The 22,532-nt window shown below is 49.2% G+C and carries 16 protein-coding genes; 11 read left to right on the top strand and 5 right to left on the bottom strand.

What is annotated here, in order from left to right; all coding sequences use genetic code 11:
• Positions 1 to 154 precede the first annotated feature (154 nt).
• Positions 155 to 925 (bottom strand): 3-oxoacyl-[acyl-carrier-protein] reductase, encoded by a 771-nt coding sequence (fabG, locus tag H6F90_RS22390; protein WP_190554373.1) that lies wholly within the window; start codon positions 923 to 925, stop codon positions 155 to 157.
• A 215-nt stretch (positions 926 to 1,140) separates the two neighbouring features.
• On the opposite strand from fabG, the gene trxA reads away from it, so the two are divergent.
• Both trxA and H6F90_RS22380 read left to right on the top strand, forming a co-directional pair.
• Positions 1,141 to 1,470: a thioredoxin gene (gene trxA / locus H6F90_RS22385; RefSeq protein WP_190554372.1), complete on the top strand. Its 330-nt coding sequence runs from the start codon at positions 1,141 to 1,143 to the stop codon at positions 1,468 to 1,470.
• Positions 1,471 to 1,524: 54 nt separating this feature from the next.
• The gene (locus H6F90_RS22380; protein ID WP_190554371.1) at positions 1,525 to 2,136 is read left to right on the top strand and encodes an adenylate/guanylate cyclase domain-containing protein; all 612 of its coding nucleotides are present in this window, start codon (positions 1,525 to 1,527) and stop codon (positions 2,134 to 2,136) included.
• A 10-nt stretch (positions 2,137 to 2,146) separates the two neighbouring features.
• Here the strand turns inward: H6F90_RS22380 and H6F90_RS22375 are convergent, their stop codons facing one another.
• The 4 genes from H6F90_RS22375 to H6F90_RS22360 all read right to left on the bottom strand — a co-directional run bounded on the left by H6F90_RS22375 (position 2,147) and on the right by H6F90_RS22360 (position 8,757).
• Entirely contained in the window at positions 2,147 to 3,931 is a 1,785-nt protein-coding gene (locus tag H6F90_RS22375; RefSeq protein WP_190554370.1) for a glycosyltransferase, read from the bottom strand.
• 186 nt (positions 3,932 to 4,117) lie between these two features.
• On the bottom strand, positions 4,118 to 5,344 hold the full coding sequence (locus tag H6F90_RS22370) for a glycosyltransferase (RefSeq protein ID WP_190554369.1): 1,227 nt from the start codon (positions 5,342 to 5,344) through the stop codon (positions 4,118 to 4,120).
• A gap of 10 nt (positions 5,345 to 5,354) precedes the next feature.
• The gene (locus tag H6F90_RS22365) at positions 5,355 to 7,121 is read right to left on the bottom strand and encodes a glycosyltransferase family 39 protein (RefSeq protein WP_190554368.1); all 1,767 of its coding nucleotides are present in this window, start codon (positions 7,119 to 7,121) and stop codon (positions 5,355 to 5,357) included.
• A gap of 25 nt (positions 7,122 to 7,146) precedes the next feature.
• On the bottom strand, positions 7,147 to 8,757 hold the full coding sequence (locus H6F90_RS22360) for a dolichol-phosphate mannosyltransferase (RefSeq protein ID WP_190554367.1): 1,611 nt from the start codon (positions 8,755 to 8,757) through the stop codon (positions 7,147 to 7,149).
• Between the two features lie 988 nt (positions 8,758 to 9,745).
• Here H6F90_RS22360 and H6F90_RS22355 point away from each other — a divergent pair.
• The 9 genes from H6F90_RS22355 (at position 9,746) to H6F90_RS22315 (ending at position 22,499) form a co-directional block, all read left to right on the top strand.
• A complete protein-coding gene (locus H6F90_RS22355) occupies positions 9,746 to 11,578 on the top strand; it encodes a fatty acyl-AMP ligase (RefSeq protein WP_190554366.1) in 1,833 nt (610 codons plus the stop codon).
• Positions 11,579 to 11,639: 61 nt separating this feature from the next.
• Positions 11,640 to 13,448 carry an acyl-CoA dehydrogenase family protein gene (locus H6F90_RS22350; protein ID WP_190554365.1) on the top strand — a complete coding sequence of 603 codons (1,809 nt, stop codon included), beginning with the start codon at positions 11,640 to 11,642 and terminating at the stop codon, positions 13,446 to 13,448.
• Positions 13,417 to 13,845 carry an acyl carrier protein gene (locus H6F90_RS22345; protein ID WP_190554364.1) on the top strand — a complete coding sequence of 143 codons (429 nt, stop codon included), beginning with the start codon at positions 13,417 to 13,419 and terminating at the stop codon, positions 13,843 to 13,845. The genes H6F90_RS22350 and H6F90_RS22345 overlap by 32 nt, the downstream gene beginning before the upstream one ends.
• A 141-nt stretch (positions 13,846 to 13,986) precedes the next feature.
• Positions 13,987 to 15,450: an MBOAT family protein gene (locus H6F90_RS22340; RefSeq protein WP_190554363.1), complete on the top strand. Its 1,464-nt coding sequence runs from the start codon at positions 13,987 to 13,989 to the stop codon at positions 15,448 to 15,450.
• The gene (locus H6F90_RS22335) at positions 15,450 to 16,412 is read left to right on the top strand and encodes a hypothetical protein (protein WP_190554362.1); all 963 of its coding nucleotides are present in this window, start codon (positions 15,450 to 15,452) and stop codon (positions 16,410 to 16,412) included. The genes H6F90_RS22340 and H6F90_RS22335 overlap by 1 nt, the downstream gene beginning before the upstream one ends.
• A gap of 160 nt (positions 16,413 to 16,572) precedes the next feature.
• Positions 16,573 to 17,841: an NAD(P)/FAD-dependent oxidoreductase gene (locus tag H6F90_RS22330; protein WP_370588071.1), complete on the top strand. Its 1,269-nt coding sequence runs from the start codon at positions 16,573 to 16,575 to the stop codon at positions 17,839 to 17,841.
• Positions 17,842 to 17,895: 54 nt separating this feature from the next.
• Positions 17,896 to 19,713 carry a DCC1-like thiol-disulfide oxidoreductase family protein gene (locus H6F90_RS22325; RefSeq protein ID WP_190554361.1) on the top strand — a complete coding sequence of 606 codons (1,818 nt, stop codon included), beginning with the start codon at positions 17,896 to 17,898 and terminating at the stop codon, positions 19,711 to 19,713.
• A 35-nt stretch (positions 19,714 to 19,748) separates the two neighbouring features.
• Complete coding sequence (locus H6F90_RS22320; RefSeq protein WP_190554360.1) at positions 19,749 to 20,735, top strand: glycosyltransferase family 2 protein; 987 nt, start codon at positions 19,749 to 19,751, stop codon at positions 20,733 to 20,735.
• Positions 20,736 to 20,849: 114 nt separating this feature from the next.
• Positions 20,850 to 22,499 carry a hypothetical protein gene (locus tag H6F90_RS22315; RefSeq protein WP_242024592.1) on the top strand — a complete coding sequence of 550 codons (1,650 nt, stop codon included), beginning with the start codon at positions 20,850 to 20,852 and terminating at the stop codon, positions 22,497 to 22,499.
• The last annotated feature ends 33 nt before the right edge of the window (positions 22,500 to 22,532 follow it).

Below are 22,532 nucleotides of genomic sequence, written 5' to 3'. Positions count from 1 at the left end.
TTTTTCTAGAGTCCGCTTCAGGATTTATCAAGTAACTGCGATATTGCCTTCATGTATGTGCAGATGTTGATAAGTCGCTTTGAGCTAATAGTGAGCCAATAGCCAATAGTGGAGGGCAACCACAAGAGATTGCCCCTACAGTTTCCCGAGGCCCTTAAGCCATTACCATGCCACCATCGACATTCATCACTTGTCCGGTGATGTAGGCGGCGGCGGGGTCAGCGGCTAGAAACTTCACCAAGCCAGCGACTTCTTCTGGCTGTCCGTAGCGGCCTAGGGGGATAAACTTCAGAATTTCGTCTGTGTTGTTCAAGCCACTGGTCATATCGGTGGCAATGAAACCGGGAGCCACAGCATTAACTGTTACCCCCCGGCTCGCTAATTCCTTGGCGACAGTCTTGGTAAAACCAATCACCCCAGCTTTAGCTGCACTGTAGTTTGCTTGGCCTGGATTGCCCATTTGTCCTGCCACAGACGTGATATTGACAATGCGGCCAGAGCGTTGCTTCAGCATAATTTTGCTGGCCGCTCTGGTGCAGAGAAACACACCAGTCAGGTTGAGATCGATCACAGATTGCCAGTCCTCTGGCTTCATCCGCAACAGTAAGGTATCGCGCGTAATCCCAGCATTGTTGACCAGAACATCAATGCGGCCCCACTTTTCCATCACAGCGCTGAACAAGGCATCGACCTGATCCGCTTTGGAGACATCGGCTTGTAGCGCAATCGCGTTACTGCCCATCGCAGTAATATCAGCTACAACTTGGTCTGCCGCAGTACTAGAACTGGCGTAGTTGACTACAACATTGGCTCCTTCAGCCGCAAGCGCCAACGCAATAGAGCGACCAATGCCTCTAGATGCTCCAGTGACGATCGCGACTTGTCCTGGCAATCGTTTCGATGCAGTCTCTTGCAACGCCTCCATACCTAATTCCTCTTTTCAAACTCAGTGGCCAATTGCTCAATCATCTTAGGCCATTTACGTCCCCACTCCGTTGCTTAACGAGTAGTCCTAAATTTGGTAATGATTCATTACCTGTGTACCGCCCCTTAGCTGAGATACCCCTTAACCGAGGACAGATGAGCCACAAAAGATTTGCACTAGGATCAAAGCAATGATCAGCAACTGGGTTGTATATTATGGCTACCAAAAAACAGTTCAGTAATTTTCAAGAATTGTTATCTGGTTCTGAGTTACCCACACTCGTAGATTTCTATGCGCCTTGGTGTGGTCCCTGCCAGGTCATGGGTCCGATTCTAGAGCAAGTAAATGCTCAGATGAAAGAGAAACTGCGCGTCGTAAAAATCAACACCGAAACCTACCCTGAATTAGCCTCGCAATACCAAATTCATGCGCTGCCCACGCTGGTCTTATTTAAGGGTGGGCAACCGATCGATCGCATGGAAGGCGTGATGCAGGCGACACAGATTGTGCAACGTTTACAGCCATTAGTTTCCGGAAAGTCTTAGACAGGATGCGAGGGTTGCTAAAGTAGTCGCGATCGCCATATCTCTCCTGACTCTATGCACCCTCAAAATACCAAAGCTGAATTGCACCGCCTGCTTCAAGTTCGCAACGAGCATCCCGAAAAGGCAGCTGAAATTGATGCTCAAATTCACACCATTTTTGCCGAAACTCACGCAATTTTGGTACTGGATATGTCGGGCTTTTCTCGACTCACAATTCGGCATGGCATTACCCACTTCCTAGCCATGATCCATCGCTTGGGCGCGATCGCAACGCCTCTAGTCGAACAGGACCGAGGGACTGTAATCAAACAAGAAGCTGATAACTTATTTGCGATTTTTCCGACTGTTGATGCTGCGGTGAGCGCTGCGGTAGATATCCTAAAAAGCCTAGCGGCTGTCAATTCTGGCCTACCAGATGCAATGGATTTGTACGCTAGCATTGGCATTGGCTACGGGGAAGTGTTGCTGGTAGCAGGAGCAGATCTGTACGGCAACGAGATGAACTTAGCTTCCAAGCTAGGGGAAGACCTGGCCCGAACTAATGAGATTTTACTTACGGAGTCGGCGTTTCAGCAGTTGCAAGCCAGCACTTGGGCTTGTGAAGCGATCAACCTTTCTGTGTCTGGGTTAGAGCTAATGGCCTATCAGGTGCAGTTTACCAAGTGATCCCAATTGTTTAACAACGGTACAAACGATATCGGTAGCCATCAGTGCGATGTTTGTGCTGCGGATCGGCCACACAGCGCTCTGCCGCCAGTAGGGAAGCTAAACTCTGTGTCTCGTCTGGATTAGGGAAGTTCAGCAACCATAGATCCAGCGGTCGAGGCAATTGGCTTAAAGCTTGCTGAAGTGCGATCGCACTAGATAACGGATTTTGATCTTGGTGGGCCAGCAAAAAGAGCGGATTGGCTAATGCCCCTGCGGTCTGCTGGTGTTTTAGTTCCCAAGCCAGACCCATCAGCCTGCCTGTTTGTCCGTGAGTCGCATGGGCGATCGCAATCAAGGTAGGAGATTGAGCTGCCTGCTGGAGATGCTGCACCACTACATCAGGCCGATGCGTTTTTTGATAACCCCATCCTGTCGCAACGGTTAGGCCACTCAGCAGACCAACCAGCCAAATAACGAGCACCACCGTTTTACCGTTGGGTTGCCACCATTTCAAGAAACCACCGACTATTCTTGCTGTAGATGCCCTCGGTTGAGACACGACAGACCCAGACCAAAAAGCGGCGAGGCTGGCTCCCAACAAGGCAATGACGGCAGGAAAATAAACAAAGTTGAAACGAAAGGCGCTGTTAATCTCGGTTTCTAAACCGTAAGCGATCGCAAAAAATAGGGCGATCGCACTCAGAACAAAGCCACCCAATACTTGCAGCGCTAATCGGCTCTGGAAGTGCTGCCATTGCTGCTTTAACCCTCGATAAATTAAGGGCACTGACCAGACCAAAAAGAGCAGCATACCCAGGCCAGAAACAATCACCACCACGGGATTCGGTGCTTGAACGGGTAAAAAGACCAACATGGTGATCCATCCCACCAAAGCCTGTAGCAGTGGATCGAACCAACCGAGTCCAGCCCGACTGCCGCTATAGATCCAATCAGTCAGCTGGTTGCCATAAACCCCTTGCCAAGCGGGTAGCCAAGCTACGATACCAGCTATGGTTCCAGCGGTCACCGCATAAATTCGCCCCCAAAGTTTGAACGCTGGCCACTGAGACGTCTGCTCATGCTTTTTGAAGGGGTATGCCCAAGCAGTCAAAAGCCAAAACCCTAGTAATACCAAAGCCTCGGCTAATAAAGTTAGAACAAAGAAGTAATGGGTTGCCATCCCTAGAGCATTGACTGCAACCCAACCCAGTCCAATTAGGACGGGTAAAGGTTTATGCGCCCGTAGCGATCGCACAGTGGCAACCAAGCAACTGAGTGAAGCAATCACCCACAACACAGCTAAGGTATAGTGACGCGCTTCTTGGGCTAGATAGATGCCATAAGGAGAAACAGCCATAGCAGCGGCTGCCAAGTGCCCAACTAAGCGAGATCCAAATGCTAACCAGCCTAAGCCAAACATCGCGGGGATCGAGAGCGCTCCCAAGATAGCAGGTAGCGATCGCGCCGCCCAAATAGACACCAAACCTTCCTGAGACGGAAACCATTGCAGCCACCAATGAGCTAGCACAAAATAGAGCGGAGGATGGGTACTCTCCTGCGTCAAATGCTCCAGTACCACAGCGACTCCTGTTTGTGGTTCTAGCTGTAGAGGTTGCAGGAGCGTGTCTAGGGCGATCGCTTGATTTAGAGGAATCGTCCGAAAACTGTGCCCTAAGCTGAAGACCAAAGTGGCAAATTCATCAGTCCAGACTGACTTCAAGTCAAGGCAAAGGAAACGCAACCCTAGGCCAATCACTAGCCAAAACAACAGCAGTAGGAGATACAGCCAGCGGCTGTGAAGCAAAGTTTTCAAGTGCTAGCACCCAAAGCAAGCGCTTTCCAGAATCAAAGGTCAGTCACCCAGATTATGAATTGCCACGCTCAATTTCGGCAACTCATCTGCGTACTCTCCTCCAAGTCGATCAGTCTCGCACAAATTTAGGTTGAGCGCCTGTTTACAAAACGCTTTTGCTGCCGCTGTCTATCTCTTATTTAACTTCTATTTAACTTCGGTGACTCGCCAGCTCAATTTCAGGTTGATCCAGAAGTTCCAGAACAGTACCACTGCGATCGCGATCAGTTTGGCAACGTATTGGTTCATGCCCAAGGCATTGAACAAAAAGTTGACAATAAGAGTATTGAGGATCAAACCCATCAAGCAAATCACATTAAACTTCAGCAAGCGCTTGGCACGTTGCCGCCATCCTTGTTGCCGACTAGAAATATCGCTAAAGGTCCAGGCATCATTCCAGAGAAAGTTATTAAGAATTGCCAACTCCACGGAAATGATGTTGCTTCTGGTTAGTCCTAGTTGTAAACCTTCCCGCAGCAAATAGAACACCGACATATCCACAAACAAGCCTGTTAGCCCCACAAAGCCAAAGCGGATAAATCGCCCAAAGGGCGACAAGGCTAAACGTAAACGAACTAGATGACGGAGATATTCGACATACTGCTTCCAAGTCACCTTGCTCTCGCCGCTTTGGCGTTCCTGGAACACATAACCGACTTCGGCAACTCGGCCAATGTTACCTCGGCCCAACACTTCAATCAAAATTTTGTAGCCCACAGGACTCAATGTCTTGCCCGCGATCGCGCTCCGTCGCACCAAGAAGTAGCCGCTCATCGGGTCTGAAACTCGACCAATCACCCCTGGCAAAATGATCAATCCAATTAATTGAGCGCCACGCGATAGAAACCGCCGCACCACGCTCCAGCTACTCACGCCACCTCCTTCGACATGGCGGCTCGCTGTGGCCAAATCTGCCCCCTGCTGCGTCTCGGCGACCAACTGCAACAAAACCTCTGGGGGATGCTGGAGATCGCCATCGATGACCCCAAGCACTTCTCCTCTAGCCACTTGCCAGCCCCGAATCACAGCAGTGGAAAGTCCCCGCTCCTGTTGTCGTCGCATGACTCGGAGTTGCGGATATTGACTCACCATCTCCTGCGCAATTTTCCAGGTATAGTCTGGGCTATCGTCATCCACCACAATCAATTCGTAGTTACCTGGAAGCGCCTGATCCAGAAGCTTGCTCAGCAGCTCAATCATGGCTTCAATGTTCTCACTCTCATTGAAGGTGGGGATCACCAGGGATAAATAAACGCTAGAAGAAGGAGATGCTTCAGGAGCATCCAGTTGGAGGGCAGAATCAACCTTGGGTTCACTAATTGTTAAGGAGCCAGAAGGTGGAGCTAAAAGGGGACGGGATGGATCAGTACTCATCTAAGAAGCCTCAGGTTGCAGGAGAACGGGTATAAAGACGGACAGTCAAATTATCCAAAAGCATCGTGCCAGTTAAACGCTGAGTTTGGACTGGGTTGTAGTGCTGATCCAGCACCTGTTGCACTTGCTGTTTTTCAGCTTCGGTGGTGCTAGGAGACCACACGGGTTTCGCACTCTCTAACCAGAGCACGCGATCGTATGCAGTTGGAGTTGAAGCCGAACAGTTAGATGATGAGAATTCCTTACAGCTTTTTTCTGAAATACTTTGTCCCTCCAGAACCTTTTCTAGGGATGGTGCTAAATCACTGCTCTCTCGCGCTAATAGCGTCACAGGTGCTTCAGGAGGAATGTAGTATGCCAAACGCATTACATGGCCCCAGGCCTGAGAGTTCATCACAATTAAAGTAGATGTCGGATTGCTAGTCCCTGCCTGAGATGTAGCGGTGATGATCTCTGACAACTCATGAAACATCGAGCGTGGTCTGAGGGTAAAGTCGCCAACATTAATGCCGATATACAACAGCAAAACAGCCGCAGCTATCGATTGACGCCAGCTCACAGATGCCTGTTCTAAGCCCACTGCGAGCAACAGTAAACATCCGGGCAGGATGACAATCATACTCCTTCCCCAACCAAACCCCAAAGTAAACTTGCCTGTGACAACGTCCAAACCCAGGGCTAGCAGCAAGGGAAAAATTCCTAAAATCAAAGCGACTCCTAAGGTTCGCCTTTCACTCTGCTTCCAGAGCCTGGGCACTGCGACTAACAGCAGCCCGATTACGGCTACACCCGCAGTTGTGATGATGGTTTGCGGCAGGCTAGTCACCCAGTCTCCCAAGAGCAGATGCGTCCCTAGGGTATTAACAACATCTCCCAAATGGGCGATCGCCGCTCCTAAAAAGCCCGCTGGAGCATCAAAGCGCCCTAAGTCTGCGTTTCGGAGTTGCTGTTTAGTTCCCCACAGCACCCAAGGAACGGTCAACAACACACTCGATCCAAAGCGCAGCCCATGATGCCACCATCGCCGCCAGTCTAAATAGAGCACCACGACCGCCAGAGCTACTACCCAGTAGGCAAAAAGGTAAAACGTCATCAGTCCAGCCGTTACAGAACCAATGAAGATGAGGCTCCAAAGAATTTCTTGGGTCTTTTGGCCTTTTTGTTGAACATTGTTGGCTTTCTGCTGCTTGAAACCAATGATTTCTAGCAGAGCCCAGGCACTTAACACGGACCAGAGCACTAGCGGACCATACATCCGCACGTTAAGGGAGTGAAAGAGATAAAAAGGATTAGTCGCTAGGAGTGCCGCCAGGAGCAAGCCAGCACGATGGCCTAACAGCACTCGTCCTAAACCATAGGAACTGGCGATCGCTCCCACGCTGAGTAAAGCCCCCAAGCTCCGCACTGCTGCCACTCCATTCCCAAAGAGACGGAGCCATACATGTTGAGCCAGGAAAAAGAGGGGGGGATGGGGCTCTCCGCCTGCAAGACCTTTCAGGAGGTTGACCACTGTTTTCACAACATCCTTGACTGTAGCTTCTGGTGGTAAGTCCAGTAAAGGAGTGTATTGGGCTAAGACAACAGGTAAATCCTTGGGTCCACGATAAGCAGTTTTTTGCCCGGTTGACAAAAGCAGCGACAAGACTTCGTCGTACCAAAACTCGCGGCTACCTAAGTTAATCAAACGGAGCAAAACACCAATCGCGATCGCCAGGATCAGCAGAGTTTCTAGGGAAACAACAAACTTAAATCCAAGAACTTTAAAGTGCTTATACATAAGCTTGGGCTATCTATGCCTCATTTCAAACTTGGTTAGATGGAGCGTCTGCGTCGCTAGAACTCTGCATGATCGACACTTCATAGATGGGATACTTACCCAACTTACCCAAATCCGAGAACTGTAGCGTAAATCGCTGATTTGCTTGCGAAAACTTTAAATTATCCGGGCTAGTTTGAGGAGTATTGCAGTCGCGATGGGGGTAGCAAACATACAAAAACTTTTTATATCCCTGAGTTAACAGCGTTCCACCCAGATGCTTCACTGCTTGGCTGTCCTCAGTCAAGAAAAATGTTTTATCGGGTAAAGATGGAGCTAGGGCTTGAGCGACATACTCATGAGACATAGCAATCATTGGATCAGGTTGCGATCGCAACCCCTTAACCGCGGGCAAAATTACTTGGTAATTACGAGCTAAATCAACGGCTCCCAAATAACTGTTGATATACAGACCAGTGGTCAAAAATACAGCAAATAATCCTAATAATGCCAACTGTAGTTTTCGTTGATAAGTTTGCAAAAGTAGCTTGAGCTGCATTGCTGCTAGTAAAGAAACGAGTGGCACCGTGATTAATAAAAAACGCGGCCCCCACTGTTTGCCACCTGCGCCTGCGGGCACGATCAGAGGCACTGCCAAGACAAACAAAGTGCTAACTAGCAAAATTACCTGCATTTTGCCAGTCAGTTTTAATTTACCGTTGACTAAGGCTAAGCAGACGTAGATTAATGAAAAGAAAACAATTGGGAAGTAATAGGACAGGCTAAATAGTAGTTGTTTGAAATTACTGAATGCCTCTGTTAGCCGTTCTTTTAGCGAGAACTCTTCGACAATTTGAACCGAATGGATTCCTAAAGGATGTTGGTAGATAAGCAAGTTAAGGCTGAAAAACAATGCCGTCATTAAAAGCATGCTTACGGCAAAAGCAGCAGCTTTGTCTGAGATGATTTTAAGATCTTGTAGCCCTTTGATCTGAGTTGCACATAACCAAAAAAATGTGATGCCAACCAAACACAAAAATTCAGGCCGAAACCATACAGATAAACCAATTAGACTACCGCTAACAATTGCATCTCTAGTAGAGAGACCTTGAGCAGGTGGAACTAATGCTATAGCCAAACCCTGAAAGGCTAAGGCAACTGCTAAAGTATGTTCCCAGTACATGCCGCTATATAAAGAAAGTGGTGCAGCAAAAATCAGAAGCACTAGAGCGATCGCCGTAATTGTTCTACCCAGTTTCAATCGCCGACAAGCTGAATAAAAGCTCAACCATAAAGCCCAAGTGGACAGCAAAGGAATGACGTAAAGACCTCTAAACCCAAACAAAGCGTGAAAAGGCGCAGTAATCAGAGGAAATGTGAAAGGAAATGTAATAAAGTAACGGCTTTCTACGTTGTAGACAAAAGGAGGCCGAAAAGGATACAGTCCACCATCCCAAAGGTTCTTTATCCAATTATTTGCTGGTAAGCGGAGATCAAAGTGGAGCTTTCCAGCGCTAAACTGCTGTGCCAATAAAGCTTTAAGCCCACCATCGCCGCTGTAAAAGACATCGTTGGGTACCAGAGCTTGCAGGCATAAAGAAAATAAAATACCGATAAAAATGATTGTGAGTGGGAGATTAAAGCGCGGGATTTTCATGGTTGCCTTACCTAAGGGGGCCTTAGCGTTAGGGTTCGGTTTGCTGGTAAATCAGAAAACTCATGTTTTGCGAAATAGAGCTGATCACACTGGGGTATCTATCGCTGGTAGACATAGCTGATCTCAGTTAGCAAGTTTGAGGTTCGTTAAAACTGCACCTTGACCGGAAAGGCAGGACTGGAATCACTTAGGCTGCTTTGCCGCTCAACATCTCTTTCCTCGGTCTTTATCGATGGATAGAGAACCTAGTGAATTTACGGCTGCTGTGCTAAGTACTTGTTTAATTGCTGGCTGGAAGTGCAATTTTGTTGTAGTGACAACAGCCGGAAAGGCGCGCTTCAGACAGGCTTCATGGTTAAGCTAAAAACCTAAGTACTTTTACTGCAACTTGAAAATTAAATAGAGATTTAGCTCCAGCCAGGTGAGCTGATTAGCCACTAAAAGCCGTATTACTAGCTAGAGCAGGGCTTTTCCTAAGCGATTTTAGGCTCAAGTGGGCGATCGCCAGGCTGAGAAGATACCCATCTCAGGTGATCGGCACTGTTTGATTAAGAAATGTTTACGTAATTACCGAGGATTCGTTATCTACTCTGAGCATGTATTTAGCAGAGTTAACTGTACTTTCGACCACAAAATTCGGTAACTATACAGAAACTTTATATTTCTTTTAAGCAAAATTTGATTTCTGGTTGAACTCAGATTGCCCCAAAACCAGCATTTTGGAGGATTCACTGAGGCAATATCTCACTCTTTAGAAGTATGAAAAAATTTTTTTTTGATAAATCTAATCTAAAAGACTGGCGATCGCTAGTTTTGGTATGCCAGTATCTGCACGTAAGTTCAGTATCTACTTAGAGAAGCAACTTAGGTCTTGTTCACTGTAAGGCTTAAGTAAATTCACATAATAAAAAGCTTAAAATTCCAACTTTGGCCAGAGCGTCACCGAGGAACTCCCTAGAGTTGGTTTCTATCCTTGCGGAGTCTAGAGATGACCCAATGTCTTTCTCAACCCATCGTTGAGTTTTCTACACTAATCGAGTTATTGCGTTGGCGATCGCAACAACAGCCCGAAGGTCAGGCTTACACATTTTTGATTGATGGCAAAACGGCAGGACCTACCCTCACTTATGCCGAACTGGATCGCCAAGCCCGCGCCATCGGAGCATTGCTACAACAGCACCAAGCTCAGGGAGAACGAGCTTTACTGCTCTATCCTCAAGGCTTAGAAGTAATCGCAGCCTTTTGTGGGTGTCTCTACGCAGGCGTAATTGCCATCCCCGTTCCGCCTCCGGACGGTAGCCGCCTTAAGCGCACACTGCCACGATTACGAGCGATCGTCAAAGATGCTCAAGCTTCGGTGGTGCTGACGACTAGTCGTATCCTCGACATCTTGGCTAATGCAGGGTTGGAGTTTCCTGAGTTTCAAAGTATGCGGTGGATCGACACCGAGCAGGTTGATCTCACCTTGGCAGAGCAGTGGCGAGATCCCGAAGTTGAAAGCGACACACTCGCGTATCTGCAATATACTTCTGGCTCGACTTCTACACCCAAAGGGGTGATGATCAGCCACAAGAATCTCATGTTTCACTCGGCATATCTGCAAAGAGCTTGTGGATATACCCCGGAGAGTGTGACCGTCACTTGGATGCCCTATTTCCATGATTACGGTTTGGTGGAAGGGTTGACCCAGCCGCTCTACAACGGCACGCCTTGTTATGTGATGTCGCCGTTTGCCTTTATTAAACAGCCTGTCCGATGGTTGCAAGCCATCTCACGGTATGGAGCCACCCATAGCCAAGGCCCCAACTTTGCCTACGACCAATGTGTGCGGCGAGTCACTTCCACTCAACTAGAAACACTAGACCTCAGCAGTTGGCAGGGAGCAGGCAACGCTGCCGAACCGATTAATCCCAGAGTCATGGAAAGTTTTTATGAAACATTTTCTCCCTGCGGTTTTCAGTGGCATGCGTTTGCGCCCGCTTACGGACTAGCGGAAGCCACATTGCTCGTTTCCACCAGTCCTGTTAAGACATCGCCTGTCATCTGTACGGTTGAGGCTACCGCGATCGAGAAAAATCGCATCGTGCTGGCACCACCGACCCAAACAGAAGGAGTCCGGACGATCGCCAGTTGTGGGCGTTTAGTCTGTGAGACTCAAGTGGCGATCGCCAATCCCCAAACCCTAACTCGTTGTGCAGCGGACGAAGTCGGCGAAATCTGGGTCTCAGATCCCGGTGTTGCTCAAGGCTACTGGCAACGTCCCGACGAAACCAAAGCGACCTTCCAGGCTTACTTGCAGGACACCGGAGAAGGCCCCTTCCTCCGCACCGGCGACTTAGGGTTTATGCAAAATGGGGAGTTATTCATCACGGGTCGCATCAAAGACCTGATCATCATCCGAGGTACAAATCACTATCCCCAAGACATTGAGTGGACCGTGCAAGAAGTAAGCCCAGCTCTGCGCCCTGACTATGGTGCAGCCTTCTCCGTCCAGTTGGAGGGAGAAGAACGGCTGGTTGTAGTGCAAGAAGTTGAGCGGCAAGCTCAAAACCTGGATGCCGATGAAGTCATTGCTGAAATTCGGCAGGCGATCGCGGAGCAACATGAGCTGCAAGTTTATGCGGTTGTCCTCGTCAAACCAGGCAATATCCTCAAAACTTCCAGCGGCAAGATTCAACGCCAAGCTTGTCGGTCTAGCTTCTTGGCTGGAGAACTAGAAGTCTTAGCAGACTGGAGCGAGAATCCCCAAATTCGGTCTAACTTCCGCCATTTGCAAGGAGATGTCAACTCTCTCCTTCAGCGCATTCAAACCACTCACTAAATCCTGGCTACGGCTCTACTGTAGCCTCTGCTCACATTGCGATCGCTCCAAGGAGAATGTCATGCATTCACTCAAACAATACTGGGTCGCGGAAGCCCTGGAACGAGATCTCGGAGATCCTGGCAATCCAGATAGCGTGATGTCTTTTCAACAGGTTGTAGCGCTAGACGAGCAAGAAGAATTTCCTGAAGCTCTGCTCAACTGGCTCTACAACTGGAAACTCAATCATTACTACATCCCAACCGAATGCGGCGGCGAGTTCACCTCTTTTGAGGAGTTTGTCGCGTTCGTTCGCGTCATGTCTCGACGGGATCTCACGACCTCCATTAGCTTCACTACCTTGTTCTGGTCCTATCTGGTTTGGATGGCAGGCACTGAGGAACAAAAGCAACGGTTAGCCAGCTTTATCAAAGACCACAACGGCGCGATGTGCCTCGCCTACTCAGAACGCGCCCACGGCAGTGATTTGGTCGGCAGTGATGTACGCGCTACTGAGGTTCCAGGCGGTTATCTCCTGAATGGGGAGAAGTGGCCGATCAACCGAGCGACCATCTCCGGCATTTCCTTCGTCTTGGCTAAAACCGATGAATCCGGTGGAGCCCGCAGTTTATCGCTGTTCATGGTGGAGAAAAGCCAACTCGATCCCAACTCCTACTACAACCTGCCCAAGATCCTGACCCACGGCATTCGTGGTTCTGACATGAGCGGTATTGGTTTCAAGGACTGCTTTATCCCAGATTCCAGCCGCATCGGGGCCGAAGGTGCAGGTTTAGAATGGGCGCTGAAAGGATTTCAGGTGACTCGGGCTCTCTGCGCCGCTTTCTCCCAAGGAGCCGCAGATACTGCGCTGAGAACCACACTCAACTTCGCTCTGAACCGCCAGCTGTATGGCAAAACAGTTTTTGACATGCCGCAGCCTCGGCGAACTCTGGTGGATACTTTTCTAGATATCTTGATCTGCGATTGCGCCACTATCGGTGCTGCTAGAGGCTTCCATGTGGTGCCTGAGCAGTTTAGCGTTTGGTCAGCAGTCGTGAAATACTTTGTCACGACGCAGCTAGAGAGCATGGTAGCGGATGTTTCCGTAGTACTAGGGGCGCGCTACTACATGCGGGATGCTCATGATTGGGGCATCTTCCAAAAAGTGGTCAGAGACAACGCCATCATCAGCGTTTTTGACGGCAGTACGGTCGTAAACTTACATGCACTGCTGCTGCAATTACGCCAACTAGCAAAACAGCGATCGCGCCAACGCGGTAAAAACTTAGAAGCACTGCAAGCTCGCCTAGCTACTTGTTTCTCCTTAGATCAGCCAGTGCCTACCTTTGACGGTCGCAAACTGGAGCTGTTTAGTCGGGGTGCAGATGATGTCTTACAAGGTCTGGAGCTAGCGCTGACACAACTACAAACCTTGGAGACAGATGCTGATCTCACACCAGCGGTATTAGAGCAAATCGGAGGTTTCACGCATCTCCTGTTAGAGGAACTCAATACCCTCGACCACAGCTTGGAGCATTCTACGTTTGAGTTTGGGCATGACCAATCGCCAGAACTATTTGACCTAGCAAAACATTATTGCGCCTTACATGCAGGTGCCGCTTGTGTGCAGATGTGGCTCCACAACCGCCATCATCTCGGTACCTTTTTTGCTCAGGGAGAATGGCTAGCGCTTTGTCTCAGACGCTTGGCGCTGAAATTCCGCCCTGCTCACAGTCTTGCTTCTCGGATTAACGATGAAGCGATCGCGCAAGAGCTACTACGGCTCTACCAAGAAGACAAACTCTTCTCTATTGTTCCTTTTCAGTTAGCAACATCCAAAGTACAAGGGGATCAAACCGATGCAACTTCAGAACTCCAGCTACAAGCCTAGCGAAGTTTTGAGTCCTATTTCAGACGACAGCCAAGCGATCGAGACTTCTCCAACTGAAGCGATTCAACAGTGGCTAGTCAGCCAATTGGCCAAGCAGCTATCTCTTGATCCCAAAAACATTAAGGTGCAAGAGCCGCTCACCCGCTATGGTCTAGACTCTATTGATGCGGTCACGCTGGTAGGAGAGTTAGAAGACTGGCTAGATCTGGAACTTCCTTCTACCTTGCTATGGGATTACCCCACTGTTGAAAAAGCCGCAACCTTCTTGGTGCAGGAGTTTGATGTAGCCACAGCACTGAACACCGCTAAAGCCGAGCCAGCCCTCAACGCGCCTCCAGAAAAAGCCGAGAAGTCTTCTGGTTGGGGTGGTTTGTGGAACCGCATCAGTGGTAGCTAATTGACGACCAGAGAGCCTGAATGGGTGGCTGATGAAAATCAAGCGTGATTGAGGCTCTCTCAGGTTCTACTGATCAATCGCTGAATCAAGCTTGGTCAAGGTTGGGAACGGATAAATTGCAGCTTGGGGAGGATGGGTTAATTGAACTTCTCAGAGTTCTCCTTCTGGTGGGTATTAATACTTTTTAGTATTCCTTTTTTCACGGTTCGCTGGATTGGCCAATACTTCAACCTGTGGCGAGGTTCTTTTGACAGTGTTGGCTTAGCGGCGATGTCATTGTTCCTGTTTGTCAATGCCTCGCGCTCTAGCTTTATCATCTTTGCCTGCGAACTTATTTTTAACTACATCCTGGTACGGCTGATGCTACGTCGCCAAGGATGGGAAGCCAAGATGATTGCCACTAGTTTAGTCGCGATCGATATTGCCATCCTTGCTTACTTCAAGTACCTCAACTTCTTTGTAGAGGATGTCCTAGGGCTACTATTACCGGGGGTTGCTACTAGTTGGCAGGCGCAAGGTGGAATTCCAGGCATGGGAGCGATTCCACCGGGTCTCTCCTTCTATACCTTTCAGATGGTTGCCTTTGTGGTTGACTCTTTTACCAGCAAGAAGAAGCGCCCCATTGGAATCGTTGATTATGTCAACTTTGTCTCCTTCTTTCCCCAAGTTGTTGCAGGTCCGATTGAACGCCGAGCCGATTTCTTCCCCCAAATTGAAGCGTTTCGCTTTAAATTCACGCTGGATAACTTTGAGGCAGGTCTACGTTGGCTCTCCCTTGGCCTATTCATGAAATTTGTCCTTGCCGATAACATCTCTCCCTATATCGACCTAGAAGAGACAGGTAATGCTTGGCTAGTCTGGTTTTCGGCTTATCTCTTTACTTTGAGGATTTATTTTGACTTCGCTGGCTACAGCTTTATGGCCTTGGGTCTGGCCAAGTTTGTAGGAGTCAAGCTCACTACCAATTTCCTGGCTCCTTATACCTCCCAAAGCATTAACGAATTCTGGCGACGCTGGCATGTCACTCTTAGCACTTGGTTCCGAGATTATGTGTTTCTACCCCTGATGGGTTCTAGGAAACAGTGGGCACCTTTCTTTTTGTTTCTGACTTTTACTCTCTCGGGATTTTGGCACGGTGCCGCCTGGAACTTTATCCTTTGGGGTGCTTATCACGGTCTGCTGTTGTTAGTGCTGCGCTATGCGGGGCGGCCTTTTTACAGCTTTGTCGGTCAGCGGTTGTTCATGCCTCAGTTCATTTCCTGGATCTTGACCTTCGGCTCAGTCATCTTGGGATGTCTGTTTTTCATGGAGACCAATGTGCATCGTTTAGCCACCAAGTTACAAACTCTGGTCAGCCCAGGAGCGTACTCTTTTGCCAACATTGGCAGTGCTTTTAGTTCTTTCAGCGGTAATGAAGCCACCGTCTTGACCTTAACCCTGGGACTCGCAACTTTAGTGTTATTACTTGAACATATAGCGGTTTGGCAAAAACGTGAGTCTGAATATGACTTGCTCACTTCTCCTTGGGTCTCACGAGCCTTACTCGCTTTGACAGTTCTACTGGCTGCCAATACTCCCTCGCAATTTATCTACTTTGAGTTCTAATGCGAAAACTTCTAAACCTCACCAGTTGGGTGGCGATCGCAGGTTTAGCCTGGACGGCTGGCTACATCTACAACGCCCGCTATGGCGGTGAACTGAGCTGGCTACGCATCATGTATGAGCAAAAGATGGCCTTAGCTGATCAAGTGCAGGGACCCAAACGAGTCTTGATCTTGGGTGGCTCTGGGGCACACTACACAGTCGATGCGGGCGTGATGCAGCAAGAGCTAGGCAGACCTGTGCTGAACTTGGGTTTGGATGGTCCCATTGGTTTAGATGTGATTCTTCCGAGCGTTAAAGATAAGATTCGACCCGGAGATGTGGTGCTGCTAATTCCAGAATACTTACTGCTACTGGATGAGGATGGCTTTGGCGATCGCTCTGGGCAGTTTGGCATCGCGATCGGCAAGCCTGGGCTAGGCGGAATTCCTACTCAACAACTGGCTCAAGACACACTGATGGTAGGAGCCCCAACTTTACGCGCGTTGACCAAATCCTCCCTCGATGTGGTGGAGAAAGGCAAGCTGACAGGTTACTACTCTGACCCGATCACCCAGAATGGCGACCCCACGGTGTTGAAGCAGCGCACCAAGTCTAAGTGGTGGCAGATGAAAATCAAGGCTCCCATCTCTGACTACGCCTATCAGCGCATTGTGCAGTTTCGCCAAGAAGTAGAAGCCAAAGGAGCCACTTTAGTCTTGGGACTACCTTGGCTCTATGCCAGTGATGACCCACAGACGATTGAGAATGTGCAGAAAACCGCGGCTAAACTAGCGGCGATCGCTCCTCTGCTTTACGACCAGTCTTCCTTCAATCTCAAAACAGACTCTAGCTTGTTTGCGGACACCCATTATCACCTCAATCAACCTGCTAGAAGGATACGCTCTGTCGAGTTAGCCCAACAATTTAAGCAAGTGATGGGAGATCAGCTCGCATCGTCAGCGACCAATCAACCGCTGCAATAGTGATGATTCTCTTGGGCAAAGTCAAGTCACCATTATCCGTTTTGCTTCGTCGGACTGCCTGCGCTGCTACACACAATTAGCTGAAAAGATGATGTACTGCAAAAAAGATAGGCTTGCAGATCAACCCGAAACACCCCGTTCACGCTCAGGTCTGGATCCTGTGCAGATTTGTGTTCTGGGAGGAGGATTTGGAGGACTCTACACCGCCTTGTATTTGCAGCGCACTTTAGGGCAGAAGCTCAAAAACTATCAAATAACGCTGGTTGAACCGAAAGATCATTTTCTATTTACGCCGCTTCTTTATGAATTAGTGACAGGTGAACTACAAGCTTGGGAAATTGCTCCCGCCTATCACCGCTTGCTGGCTCATACCAAGGTTGAATTTTGCCAGGAAGCCGTTTCTAGCATTGATTTAACAGCTCGTTATGTTTATCTCTGTAATGGTGACTCTCTCACCTATGATTATCTAGTTTTGGCGGTAGGCGGAGAAACTTGCTTAGGTAGCATCCCTGGCGCTGTAGAACATGCTGCTCCTTTTCGCTCCTTGGCGGATGCTGTGCATTTAAAGGAGAGATTGCGGTTTCTGGAAGCATCCAGGCAACATCACATCCGAGTTACGGTGGTGGGAGGAGGGCCGAATGGCGTAGAACTCGCTTGTAAACTAGCCGATCGCCTCAAGACTAGAGGCCAGGTGCGGCTGATTGAGCGGGGCGATCGCATCCTCAAAACTTTTTCAGGTGCTAGTCGAGCAGCAGCTTACAAAGCCTTACGACAACGAGGGATACAGGTTGAGCTAAACACTGGCATTGAGGCGATCGCGGCCAACCACATCACGTTAACCCAGCAAAAGCAAACCCACACGATAGATACAGATTTAGTTTTGTGGACTGCTGGCACCCAAACGCTCGATTGGGTCCGGAATCTCCCTTGCCAACAAAATACCCAAGGGCAACTGCTGACGTTACCCACGCTGCAACTTGTAGATCATCCAGAGGTATTTGCGCTGGGAGATTTAGCCGCGATTCAAGATGCGGGAAGACCGCTGGTTCCGGCGACTGCTCAAGCCGCTTACCAACAAGCCAGTTGTGCTGCTCGTAATCTCCGGGCTGTGATGACAGAGAAGCCACTGCTTTCATTTCGCTATCTGCATTTAGGAGAGATGTTAACGCTGGGTACCAACGCCGCTGTGGTCTGTAGCTTTGGTCTCACCTTACAAGGCGCGATCGCCTGTGTAATGCGCCATTGGATTTATCTCCAACGCATGCCAACGGTGCGCCATCGTTTGCGAGTCATGGGGCATTGGCTGGCGAGTGGTCTCCTGCGCTGGTTGCCCACCCCAACTCGACAGCCTGTGCGCCAAGCTTGGCAGCGATTAACCAGGCGATCGCGACGCACGGTCACTAATTATCCTCGACGTTTGCCCTACTAAAAATAACAACGAGATCTCCGCGAACTTAACAAAAGATTTTTCTGAGGTTGAAGTATGGTGGCTGAGGCGCAAAAATCTAAATCTTTAATCAAAACCAGGAGCAAGCTAGAAGAACTGTTTGGCTTAGACCTGCGTTCCTTGGCTCTCTTTCGCATCGGCATCGCCCTACTGCTGCTCACAGATTTGTTCATTCGTTCGGGAGATCTAGTAGCTCACTACACCGATGCAGGTGTGTTGCCGCGATCGCTCTTAACAGAGGAATTATGGAAGCCAGGGTATTGGTCCATTCATACCATCAGCGGTCAGCCCCTCGTCCAAGCCTTGATCTTCTTGCTGGCTGGCTGCATGGCTTTAGCGCTCTTGGTAGGCTACCAAACTCGCCTTGCCGCGATCGCTTCTTGGGCATTGGTTGTTTCTCTCCATAACCGCAATCCAGCGCTAATCTTCGCGGCTGATGATGTGTTGCGAGCGCTGCTATTTTGGTGCATGTTTCTCCCCTTGGGAGCCTACTATTCCATCGAGCGTGCCCTCAACACCTCCCCTAAACCTCTACCCAAACGCATCCTTTCGGGAGCCACCTTAGCGCTCACTCTGCAAATCTGCTTTGTCTACTGGTTTTCTGCCGCTTTCAAAACCACCAGCGCAATTTGGTGGCCGCAAGGAAACGCAGTTTACTACGCCTTGAGCTTTGACCAGTATGCAACTCATTTTGGTCAATTTCTGCTGAAGTTTCCACCGCTGCTCACCTTCTTTACCTTGAGCACGCTCTGGCTGGAGTGGATTGGGCCCTTATTTCTCTTCGTGCCGTTCCGCACCACTTGGTTTCGTTGCGCCACCATTCTCACGTTTATCTCACTTCACATCGGTTTTGGTCTCAGTCTTCAGATCGGTATCTTTCCAGTTTTAAGTGTTTTTTGCTGGTTAGTGTTTATCCCTAGTGAGGTTTGGGATAGTTGGGGAAAACGTTTGTACACGCCAGAGCGGGCAGGGTTGCGGATCTACTATGACAGCGAATGTGGCTTCTGCAAGAAAGTAGTCCATCTCCTCCGCACCTTTCTCCTGTTACCCAATATCCCCTTACTGATGGCGCAGGATGATCCCAGCATTTTTGCAGATATGCAAACCTACAATTCTTGGGTGGTCGTCGATTGGCAAGAACGCAGACATTATAAGTTTGAAGCGATCGCCTACATCTGCTCGCTGTCCCCTGTATTCAAGTTCTTGACTCCGGTACTACGATGGCGACCTGTGATGTCAGTTGGCACTAAGTTCTACGAAACCGTTGCCTCCAACCGTCGCACGGCTGGAAAGTTCACCAAACCCCTCAAGTTCCGCCCGATAGAGGTGCGATCGCCTCGTCCCCTGAATCTAATTACGCTACTGCTGTTTGCCTATACCTTTATTTGGAATCTCAAAAGCTTTGCCCCGGAAATCTTTAATCGGAGAACGCTTAACTCTGTAGATTGGATTAGCCGCGTCACTCGTCTCAATCAATCGTGGAGTATTTTTGCCCCTTCTCCCCCCAGAGATGATGGTTGGTATGTGATTCCCGGTCAGCTTGCTGATGGCACACAAGTTGATTTGCTTAGGGATGGCAGCGCTGTTTCTTATGAAAAACCGACTGTCCAGACGCGCAACGCCATCTATCACAACATGCAATGGCGTACCTATTTCATTAATCTGAATCGAGGTATCGGCAAGAAACTATATCCCTACTATGGCGAGTATCTCTGTCGTCGTTGGAATGCCCGCCATCAAGGGCTGAAGCAACTAAAAAACTTTGAAATCCACTTTGTAAACGAGAAAACCGTCCCTCCTGGTCAACCCCAACCAGTAGATCAAAAAACAACTTGGCAACAGTCCTGTTCGTAGCCCCACGAATCATTCACATTTAAGGACATCCGCTCATGCTGCAACAGTTTTCCACCATTCAACCCACAGCTCGCCTGACATCTAGTGTGGCGGTCTTAGTTCCTTGTCATAACGAAGCGTTGACGATCGCCCAAGTGGTTGCGGATTTCCAGGCATCGCTGCCAGAAGCCAAAATCTACGTCTACGATAATCGCTCAGTAGATGATACAGCCGCGATCGCAGATGCAGCAGGCGCGATCGTGCGTTATGAGCCGATTCCTGGCAAAGGTAATGTGGTTCGGCGGATGTTTGCTGACATTGAAGCCGACATCTATGTGATCGTAGATGGCGACAACACCTACGAAGCTGGAGCCGTCAGGCATCTCGTTGCTCGCTTACTGGAGCATCAATTAGATATGGTGGTGGGCATGCGCCGGAGTACCCCTAGCGAACTAGCCGCCTATCGGCTCGGGCATCGGGGTGGCAATCTGATGTTGACCTATTTTGTCCGGATGCTATTCGGTGCTCGATTTTCCGACATGCTTTCGGGATATCGGGTTTTCTCGCGGCGGTTTGTCAAATCCTTCCCGGCACTATCCAATGGTTTTGAAATTGAAACTGAATTCACCATTCATGCCCTAGAGCTAAAAATGCCTTTTGCGGAAGAACCGACTTGGTATAAATCTCGGCCTCCTGGTTCTACCAGCAAGCTGAAAACTTTTAGTGATGGTTGGCGAATTGTTGGGACTGCTTTACTGCTGTTTAAGGAGATACGACCGCTCCTATTTTTCAGTCTAATTTTTCTCCTTTTAGCCCTCACGTCGATTAGTTTGAGTATTCCAATTCTGTCCACCTTCTTAGCAACAGGATTAGTGCCGCGATTTCCGACAGCCATCCTCTCCGCCTCGGTTATGCTGCTGGCTTTTCTGAGCCTGACCTGTGGCATGGTCTTGGACTCCGTAGCAAGAGGACGACGGGAAGCCAAGCGCATGGTTTATTTATCCTATCCAGCCCCAGGCACCTCTGAGTTGATCCATCAGTAAGGCGAGATTAAACCTGGCACAGATTTACAACATCACAGCCAGAACTCAAAACTTAACTGCATCATCCACTACATCAAAGTTCTAGCCCCCTGAGATCTACTGGAGCGCACCAACATGCAACGGCTCAGCCCACTCGGCAAGCTCACTAAGGCCAAAGATACGCCACCAAGATTGGCTGGAAAAACTGCCGTCAAGACCATCCTGACGATCGCGCTGATTGCTTCGCTCTGGGCGATCGCTGTCACCTCAGACACGATAGGGCTAGACACAGATTTGCGGCTACAAATGGCTCATGCTTGGTGGACCGGAACGGAAGAAGTTATTATCACGCCGGATATGACGCCCAAGGTCAGAGGCGATATCCGGTTTGGTGTCATGGGCGCAGGTGGAAAGCGGTATATCGCCTATGAAGTGGGGCAGTCAATGTTGATGTTGCCTGGAGACTGGGTGGGCACTCAACTGCATCGGCTGTTTCCTGCGATCGATTCCTTCCAGTGGCGTACTTTAGCCGTTAACTTTCTAATCTTTATTCCCCTGAATGCCGCCGCTGTTGTGGCCTGTTTCTGGCTGCTGCGTTTATTTAACTTTGACGAGCAAGTGGCTGGGCTGACCAGTGCCACACTGTTCCTCGCGACTACAGTACTGCATTACGCCCAAATCCCCCAACACAACAATCAGTTGTTGCTGTTGGTGACGCTCGGATACGCTGCTGCTTTGGCTTATATACACCATCGACAACGTTACTTTGTGCTTCTGAGTGGTCTAGCTTTAGGCGCAGCCTTACTGATTCGCTCTACCAGCACTTTACACGTCGTCACCGTCTTACTCTTTTTAGCCAGTTGTGAGTTTTACCAAAGCCGTAATCTTACTAAAACTGCACAAGCTGTCTGCTTCTGGTTTGTGGGCTTTTTACCCTTAGCCCTGCTGAGCCGCATCCTAGACTACTGGCGGTATGGTAACTTTTGGGCGACTGGTAAATTTGTCGAGCAACAACAACTTACGACCGATCCTGTATGGCAGGGCTTGCCAGATTTACCAGCTAATTATCCGTTAATCAATCATCCCTCCATCGGTATTTTGGGGGCGCTGTTCTCTCCCGCTAAAAGCATTTTTCTCTATGACCCACTCCTCATTCCCTGTCTGATTTTAGGGGTCGTTCTATGGCGCAAACTACATCCATTTCTCAAGTTTTACTTAGTTGCTGGCGTAATTAACTTAGGGCTGCATCTCCTGGCTTACAGTCGCTTTGTATTTTGGCATGGAGATGCCGCCTGGGGAGCGAGATATCACGTCACCTCTGTTCATCTTCTGCTCATTCCCCTGCTGGCCCTGTTTATTCAGCGCTTACTTTATAGCCGAAAACTCACAGCTTGGGTGATGCGGGGTTTGATTGTTTTGGCGATCGCAATTCAACTTACTTCAGTGGCGATGCCCAGACAAATGGAGGAAACCCAAACTCTAGTTGGCGCACCAGGCTCACGTCTCCAGTTCCGTTTGGGCCAACGGGCGATTAATATTGCCTGCTTAGCCAATAGCTCTATCTCCGATCGCTGTCCAAGCCAACTACCGCCAAAAATCAGTGATCACCTGAAGGAATATAACGTAATCAGCCTTCTGCCCTTTAGCTTCAGTCAGCAAGCCAAAACTCAGCCAACGCTAGCACCGATCGCTAAGACTTTATGGGTGATCTGGGGAGTTGTGGTAGCGATCGCGATCGTTAGTACAGTCTTGTATCTTCGGCCTCTGTTCGTTCCAGTTGCTTAAATCATCTTCAGTTCACAGGGTTAACTTCTACAT

The organism is Trichocoleus sp. FACHB-591 (assembly GCF_014695845.1).
Lineage (GTDB): Bacteria > Cyanobacteriota > Cyanobacteriia > FACHB-46 > FACHB-46 > Trichocoleus.
Note: the sequence above shows the minus strand (reverse complement) of the source record. Positions and strands in the feature narration are given on the sequence as shown.